The organism is Bacillus cereus group sp. BfR-BA-01441, from assembly GCF_022663075.1.
Classification (GTDB): domain Bacteria; phylum Bacillota; class Bacilli; order Bacillales; family Bacillaceae_G; genus Bacillus_A; species Bacillus_A cereus.
Genome location: NZ_JAKUEU010000157.1, coordinates 1 through 5,529 on the forward strand (window position 1 = coordinate 1; position 5,529 = coordinate 5,529).

Consider the following 5,529-nt stretch of genomic DNA (forward strand, 5'->3'; position numbering starts at 1 on the left):
GTCTGTTTTGATTTTAAATATTAACTTTCGAAGTTTTTCTTGCTCTGCAAATAATGGGATTACATTTCTGTAACTTTTACTCATCTTCCTTCCATCAAGACCAGGTAAAATAGCTCCTTCTTCTTGTATGACATACTCCGGTAGTGTAAATGTCGTGCCAAATGTATGATTAAAATACGTCGCAATATCACGCGCGATTTCAATATGCTGAATTTGGTCTTTTCCGACAGGTACATGTGTAGCTTGAAATAGTAATATGTCGGCTGCCATTAAGATCGGGTACGTATATAACCCCATGTTCACTCCTGCATCGACCTCTAACCCTGCTTCTTTATTTTGCTCCACCTTCGCTTTATACGCATGAGCACGGTTCATAAGACCTTTCGGAGTTAGGCAAGCTAAAATCCAAGCTAATTCTAGAATTTCCGGTACTTCTGTTTGCCGATAAAAAACAACATCTTCACCAAGTCCAAGTGATAACCAAGTAGCTGCTACCTCTTTCGTATAACTGCTGAACTTTTCTGAATCATGCACAGCATTTAATGCATGATAATCAGCTATAAAGTACAATGCTTTTCCTTCATTATTCTTTGACATTTGTAATGCAGGTTTAATCGCACCAATATAATTCCCTAAATGCGGATAACCTGTCGGCTTAATTCCTGTTAACATTATTTTTTCACTCACACTAACTCCTCCTTTCGCAAAATAAAAAGAGCCCCTCATCCTTAAAAAAGGACGAGAGACTCCCGCGGTACCACCTTAATTAGCTATCATTAGCTCACTTCATACTTCAATAACGTGAAGTAACCGTCTTTACCTACTCATTTCAGTTAGAAGCTCCAGAGCCCATTCCATATTCATCCCTTACTGATTCTCACCACATATCAGCTCTCTGAAAAGTTTCGAATATGTACTCTTCTCTTTCATTGCTTTTTCGTTATTTTTTACAGTTTATCACATTTCACTTCCAAACAAACCCTAATTTTCTATTTTATATAGCAGGAATTTCCACTTCAATTGTCTAATGTTATATAGGTTTGTTGAAATATTCGAAACAACTTTGGAGGTTTTTTCATGGTAAAATATATATCAATTTTAGGTTCAACAGGATCCATCGGCACATCTGCATTAGATGTCGTTTCAGCTCATCCTGAACATTTTAAAATCGTCGGTTTAACCGCAAATTATAATATCGATCTTCTTGAGCAACAAATCAAAACGTTTCAACCTCGTATTGTAAGCGTTGCGACAAAAGACTTAGCAGACAAGCTTCGTACGCGTATTTCAGCAAATACAAAAATCACACACGGGACTGATGGCTTAATTGCAGTAGCTACTCACCCTGATTCAAATCTTGTATTAAGCTCTGTTGTAGGTGTTTCAGGATTACTTCCAACAATTGAAGCATTAAAAGCGAAGAAAGATATCGCTATTGCTAATAAAGAAACTTTGGTTGCAGCTGGACATATCGTAACTGAACTAGCGAAACAAAACGGATGTCGCTTAATTCCAGTAGATAGTGAGCATTCAGCTATTTTCCAATGTTTAAACGGAGAAAATAATAAAGAGATTGAGAAGTTAATTGTAACAGCTTCCGGTGGTGCTTTCCGTGATAAAACACGTGATGAAATGCAAACATTACAAGCAAAAGATGCTTTAAAGCACCCAAACTGGTTAATGGGCGCAAAACTAACGATTGATTCTGCCACATTAATGAATAAAGGGTTCGAAGTAATGGAAGCGAGATGGCTATTTGATATTCCATATAAAAAAATTAATGTAATGATTCATAAAGAAAGTATCATTCATTCTTTAGTAGAATTTATTGATGGATCAGTTATGGCGCAGCTCGGTGCTCCTGATATGAGAATGCCGATTCAATATGCGTTTCACTATCCTACTCGGCTGCCTTCTTCCTATGAAAAATTAAATTTATTAGAAATCGGTAGTTTACATTTTGAAAAACCAGATTTAGAGAAGTTCCCTTGTCTACAATACGCATATGAATGTGGCAAAATCGGTGGTACTACTCCCGCTGTATTAAATGCAGCAAATGAAATTGCGAATGCGCTATTCTTAAAAAATGAAATTGCCTTTTTCGATATTGAAAAAACAATTTACAAAACAGTTGAAGCTCATCATAACGTAAAAGATCCTTCACTAGATGCTATATTAGAAGCAGATCAATGGGCACGCCAATATGCAAATGAATTGTTAATAAAAAAGCGCTAAAACAGTTCCAACTGTTTTAGCGCTTTTTTTCACGTATTCAACTTAACAAATCTATAACCGTGTGTAACTAACACTTTTAATATCGCATATCCTGGAATGGCCAAAATAATGCCCATAATCCCGAATAAGTTTCCGGCAGTTAAAATGATAAAAATGATAGTAATCGGATGAATATCTAACTTTTTACCCATAACTTGCGGAGAAATAAATTTACCTTCTGCTAATTGTACAACCATCATAACGATAATTACTTTTAACACCATTGCTGGCGAGTCGATAAATGCGATAATTAACGCTGGTGTAATCGCGATAATTGGTCCTACGTACGGAACGATATTTACAATCATCGCTAAAATCGCAAGTAATACCGCATATTTAATACCAATAATAAGATAACCAATTAATAGCATAATACCGATAAATAAGCTGACGATAATTTGACCTCTAATATACGAGCTAATCGCATAATGCATATCATCTAGTATTCTCATTGCTGCTGGTTGTCTTTGCTCTGAAATAAACTTTAAAAAGTGATTCGGCAATTGCTCACCATCTTTTAAAAGATAGAACAATATAAATGGAACCATTACAAATGTCAAAACAACCTCTGTAACAGTACTCAAAAATCCAGTTACATTCCCAGTTACTGATGATAATGACTTTGTAAAATCAACTGTGTATTCTTTTACCATATTCGCAACATTAATATTTAAATTCTCCTGAATTTTACCGAGTAAATTACTTTCCCCGAATCTACGTGCTGCTTGTTCAATCTCATGGCCAAAATACGGTAAGTTATCAATTAATGCATCAATTTGATCTTTAATAATAGGGATAACCGTTACAACTAAAAATACAAATAATCCTAGTACGATTAAATATATGGAAGCTATCGATACGATTCTTGAAACACCTTTCTTTTCTAAAAGCGAAACGAATGGATGCAAAATATAAAATAGCACGCCTGCTAATAGTACTGGGAAGAAAATTGTTTTTAAAAATACGATAAACGGTGTAAAAACAAATGATATTTTTGTTAGCAATAAAATATTAATGAACAATAACGCAAATCCAAGTAATACCGCCAAATAATTTTGTTCTCTAAAAAACTTTCTTAACTTATCTCTTTTTCTTATATTTATTTTCTCCAATGAAACCACCTCTTCGAATGATGAAAAGCCCTTATTCAGGGCTCTTCATCATAATCTATATATCTATTTCTTTGTAGCTTTCACTACAAATGATACAATAAGAATTAACACGATTGCACCTAATAATGCCGGCACGACATGAATCCCACCAAATGATGGCCCAAAGGATCCAAATAATCTACCACCTAACGAAGCACCTAATAAACCTGCGATAATATTTCCGAACATACCACCTGGGAAATTTTTACCGGTTATAGAACTAGCAATTGCACCTATAATAGCACCAACTATTAATGTGATAATCCATCCCATTTTTAGTCCTCCATTTCTATTATAGTTTGTATGATTCAATACAAACATATGTATTTATCATTGCTAATCATATTTCACTATAGAAATATATTTACTACTATTTTGCATATGGAGATACATATATTATATGCAAAAAAGAAAAATATTGTCAAACTAACCCATAAAGCAATTATATTCATATACCATATTTAAAGGAGGCTTCATTATCTATGATTCTTAAGTTAAATTCCACTTCTTTTGAAGTAGCAACCTCCATTTTACAGGTTCAAATTCCAGCTTATAAAGTTGAAGCAGACTACTTAAATAGTACTGCCATACCTCGTTTATATGATACTGTAAACGATATTCAAAATTGCGTTGAAACATTCTATGGATATTTTTCTGAAAATAAACTTGTCGGTTTTATTTCTTTTGTACAAGAAGAAAAACTAATCGATATCCACAGGTTAGTTGTATCGCCCAATTTTTTTCAAAAAGGAATCGCAACGAAACTCCTAATTTATATATTTAACATGTTTCCCTCTTCAATGGCATACATTGTACAAACAGGTAAAGCGAATACCCCTGCTATTACTTTATATAAAAAACACGGATTCATTACAGTATCAGATACAATACTTCCTGACGGTATGATTCTTACGCAATTAAAAAAGACAGAATACACAAAATAATTTGACTTGTTCGCTCCTTTATGTTATTTTTTACTTTATAAAACCTTTTGCTGAGTCCAAATTTTGGAGCGGGGGAACCATTTTTGTAGCTATGCTACTTGGGGCGAATCTTTTTTAAGTAGGGAAACTCTCACTTCCCGAGTCCGACAGCTAACCTCGTAAGCGTAATGGGAGAGGAAGGTGCTTTTTGCCTATGTTACACATTTTGCCTCCTTAATTATAAATATGGGATCGATATCAAATAGTCACCTATATTTATAGAAAAGGAGAATGTATTATGTTACGTTTATCTGATCACGCAATTAAAATGATGGAGCAAAGACTTCGAATTGAAAAACAACGCACATATCAAGCAAATAAGGTTGTAGATAACTTACATCACAAATACTTCTTTCAGCATATTTTTCAACCGAAAAGATAAAGAAAATGTTTATTTAATATTAAAAAACACAAGGTGTGTCTTACAAAGACATTCCTTGTGTTTTTTATATTCTTTATAAAATTCTCACTACATTTAAGCTTGCTGTAATCGCACCTGCTATAGTAGTCACATGCCCTACACCTAACGGGCCATTTTGTAATATTAATGTTGAATTGGCACTCGTCACATTCACAAGAAGTGTATTTGAAATGGCTGGTTCGATTACTACAGTTGATGTCGTTACGTTTTGTATAAAACTCCCTGTTAGTTGCGTTCCATTTAATAGCAATCTAACAGATACTGTCTCATTCCCACCATTTGCATCCCCTTGAAAATAGTAGCTTACTAAATATATTCCTGGCGTCGTTACTGTGACTGTCGTAGCACTAGTTAAAGATACACCAGTTCCATATACAGTGGATCCAGAATTAATTGGGATGTTGGCATTTGCTGCAATTGTGCTTGTTGATGTAGAAAAGAAATATCCGCCACCTGTCGATATAGCAGATGATCCTGTTGCTCCAGTTAAGCCTGTTGGACCCGTTGCTCCTGTTGGGCCTGTTACTCCTGTTCCCCCTGTCGCTCCTGTTATTCCTTGTATGCCTTGTATTCCGGTCGGTCCAGTTGCACCAGTCAATCCCGTCTGGCCTGTTGCTCCCGCCTGACCCGTTACACCTTGTGGACCTTGGATTCCCTGTGGACCTTGTGGACCAGTTGCTCCAGTCGGGCCGGTTGCTCC

At 35.3% G+C, this 5,529-nt stretch carries 6 protein-coding genes, 1 pseudogene, 1 riboswitch and 1 other annotated feature; of the genes and pseudogenes, 3 read left to right on the forward strand and 4 right to left on the reverse strand.

All coding sequences use genetic code 11. The features are described 5' to 3' along the window. On the reverse strand, nucleotides 1-687 hold a 687-nt coding region (trpS, locus tag MR107_RS29075), incomplete at its 3' end, for a tryptophan--tRNA ligase (protein ID WP_242293079.1). Between the two features lie 44 nt (nucleotides 688-731). Beyond that, nucleotides 732-939, reverse strand: a binding site (T-box leader). A 138-nt stretch (nucleotides 940-1,077) separates the two neighbouring features. Between trpS and MR107_RS29080 the strand changes: the two genes are divergently transcribed. After that, complete coding sequence (locus MR107_RS29080; RefSeq protein WP_000241787.1) at nucleotides 1,078-2,235, forward strand: 1-deoxy-D-xylulose-5-phosphate reductoisomerase; 1,158 nt, start codon at nucleotides 1,078-1,080, stop codon at nucleotides 2,233-2,235. A gap of 29 nt (nucleotides 2,236-2,264) precedes the next feature. On the opposite strand, the gene MR107_RS29085 is transcribed toward MR107_RS29080, so the two are convergent. Together MR107_RS29085 and MR107_RS29090 are read right to left on the reverse strand one after the other, a co-directional pair. Beyond that, complete coding sequence (locus tag MR107_RS29085) at nucleotides 2,265-3,386, reverse strand: AI-2E family transporter (protein ID WP_000411484.1); 1,122 nt, start codon at nucleotides 3,384-3,386, stop codon at nucleotides 2,265-2,267. A 63-nt stretch (nucleotides 3,387-3,449) separates the two neighbouring features. Beyond that, entirely contained in the window at nucleotides 3,450-3,698 is a 249-nt protein-coding gene (locus tag MR107_RS29090; RefSeq protein WP_100650592.1) for a GlsB/YeaQ/YmgE family stress response membrane protein, read from the reverse strand. Between the two features lie 209 nt (nucleotides 3,699-3,907). On the opposite strand from MR107_RS29090, the gene MR107_RS29095 reads away from it, so the two are divergent. Continuing rightward, nucleotides 3,908-4,369, forward strand: a complete 462-nt coding sequence (locus tag MR107_RS29095; RefSeq protein WP_000601230.1) for a GNAT family N-acetyltransferase — start codon at nucleotides 3,908-3,910, stop codon at nucleotides 4,367-4,369. Nucleotides 4,370-4,407: 38 nt separating this feature from the next. After that, nucleotides 4,408-4,550, forward strand: a riboswitch (cyclic di-AMP (ydaO/yuaA leader). Between the two features lie 96 nt (nucleotides 4,551-4,646). Next, nucleotides 4,647-4,790: a hypothetical protein gene (locus MR107_RS29100; protein WP_000945243.1), complete on the forward strand. Its 144-nt coding sequence runs from the start codon at nucleotides 4,647-4,649 to the stop codon at nucleotides 4,788-4,790. 73 nt (nucleotides 4,791-4,863) lie between these two features. On the opposite strand, the pseudogene MR107_RS29105 reads toward MR107_RS29100, so the two are convergent. Beyond that, nucleotides 4,864-5,529: pseudogene (locus tag MR107_RS29105) on the reverse strand (collagen-like protein); the annotation flags it as partial.